Genomic DNA, 1,780 nt, shown 5'->3' on the forward strand with positions numbered 1-1,780 from the left:
CGCGCGGTGCGGGATGAGCGTTACAAGTTGATTGAGTATTGTGTGGACGACACCCGCCACACGCAGTTGTTCGATCTGGTGGCGGATCCACAGGAGACCAGGAATCTGGCGGCTGATCCTGAAAGGCGAGCCGACTTGGAACGTCTGCAACTTCTCTTGAAGAAGGAACGGGTGCGGCTGAACGATGGGAATTGCTCGTCACCGTTTGCCAGTCAGCAAGGCGAGGACTTCTGGAGAATCTACGAATCGGTCAAGGACAGTCATACGCCCTGAGGCTGTGGTATTTGCCTTCTGGCGCTGATTGAAGTTCTTGGATACCTCTGATCGAATTGACCGGTAAAGCAAGTGATGGCTGAACTCGAATCCACTCAGAAGCGGAATGCCGCGCGGATCATCGCGGCGATGAGTTTCACGAAGTTGGGTGACGTTCTGATCAATCCCAAGACGGTCCTTACCTGGCTGCTGTCCCAGATGGGTGTTTCAGGAGCGATCGTTTCCATGTTGGTTCCGATTCGTGAGTCGGGTTCAATGCTTCCACAGCTGTTCATTTCCGGTTGGGTAAAGAAGGCGCGTCGGAGAAAACATGTCTTTGTGGCGGGGGCATTGGTGCAAGCCTTGGCAGTGGCCATCATGGGAGTGTCCGCCTTGCTGCTCCCTCCGGCGAGTGCTGGTTTGGCGGTCCTAGTCGCGCTGGGGCTATTCGCCACGGCGCGCGCCTTTTGCTCGATCAGTGCCAAGGATGTGCTGGGCAAGACGATCCCGAAGGGATTCCGCGGTCGTATTGGTGGAATCTCCGCGACGATCTCCGGGGTGGTTTCAACGATTGCCGCGCTGATGCTGATTTTGGCAAAAGACGACGGGGATGTGAGGACCCTGGCTTGGGTGTTGCTCGGTGCTTCGACGCTTTGGTTGCTCGGTGCTGGCTTCTACGGTCGCGTCGATGAGCCTGCGGGTGAAGAAGAGGGAGAGTCGTCTTCATCCGACGTTCTTGGCCGTCTTCGGCTCGTGAAGGACGACAAGCTTTTCCGGAGGTTCATCTTGGTCCGCGTGCTTTTGTTGGGATCGGCTCTTGGTGCTCCCGTGCTGGTGGTGATGGCGGGGAAACATGGGGGAGGGATCGCTTCGCTGATAGGGTTTGTGATCGCTTCGGGCGTCGCCACGGCGGGGAGTTCATTTCTGTGGGGTCGGCTGGCGGATCGGGCTCCCCATCGGGCGATGTCATTCGGTGGAATGATCGCGGCTTTTGTGGGGGGAGTAGCCTCATGGATCGCGTGGTCGTCACCCGGTTGGTTTCATCAACCGCTACTCTGGCCAACTCTCTTCCTTCTATTCAATCTGGGTTACGCCGGCGTTCGTCTCGGCCGGAAGACATGGGTGGTGGATGCGGCGGAGGGGGATCAACGAACCGACTATGTCTCGGCTTCGAATACGATCATTGCCGTAGCCATTCTTGTTGTTGGTGGCATTGCCTCACCCCTTCAATCGATCTCACCAGTTCTCTCGCTGGTCGGCTTTTCGGCCTTCTGTTTGTTAGGGGCGATTGTGGCTTTGGGCCTTGGGAATACTCCGCCGAGGGATTGAATTGTAGCCTTCTCTAGGTAAAGCTGCGCCATTGACAGGAATGTAAATGCTCCGGAAGGGAGAAGTCCACGTGCCCTACTCCCCAAGATACTCGGCCTTCAGCGATTCGGCGCGGGTCAGGCAGTCCTCGGTGTCGGGACCGAGTAGATTGGTGTGACCCATCTTGCGTCGGCCGACGGCACGTTGCTTACCATAGAGG

General features: G+C 57.3%; 2 protein-coding genes and 1 pseudogene. 2 read left to right on the forward strand and 1 reads right to left on the reverse strand.

The features are described 5' to 3' along the window. Positions 1 to 273 (forward strand): sulfatase/phosphatase domain-containing protein (locus WBG04_RS13835; RefSeq protein ID WP_424315042.1); only part of this gene is annotated, 273 nt, incomplete at its 5' end. A gap of 75 nt (positions 274 to 348) precedes the next feature. Beyond that, positions 349 to 1,581, forward strand: a complete 1,233-nt coding sequence (locus WBG04_RS13840) for an MFS transporter (protein WP_424315043.1) — start codon at positions 349 to 351, stop codon at positions 1,579 to 1,581. Between the two features lie 75 nt (positions 1,582 to 1,656). Here the strand turns inward: WBG04_RS13840 and WBG04_RS13845 are convergent. Beyond that, positions 1,657 to 1,780 (reverse strand): annotated as a pseudogene (locus tag WBG04_RS13845) (5-(carboxyamino)imidazole ribonucleotide synthase); the annotation flags it as partial.

This window comes from Haloferula sp. (assembly GCF_049672945.1).
Taxonomy (GTDB): domain Bacteria; phylum Verrucomicrobiota; class Verrucomicrobiia; order Verrucomicrobiales; family Akkermansiaceae; genus Haloferula.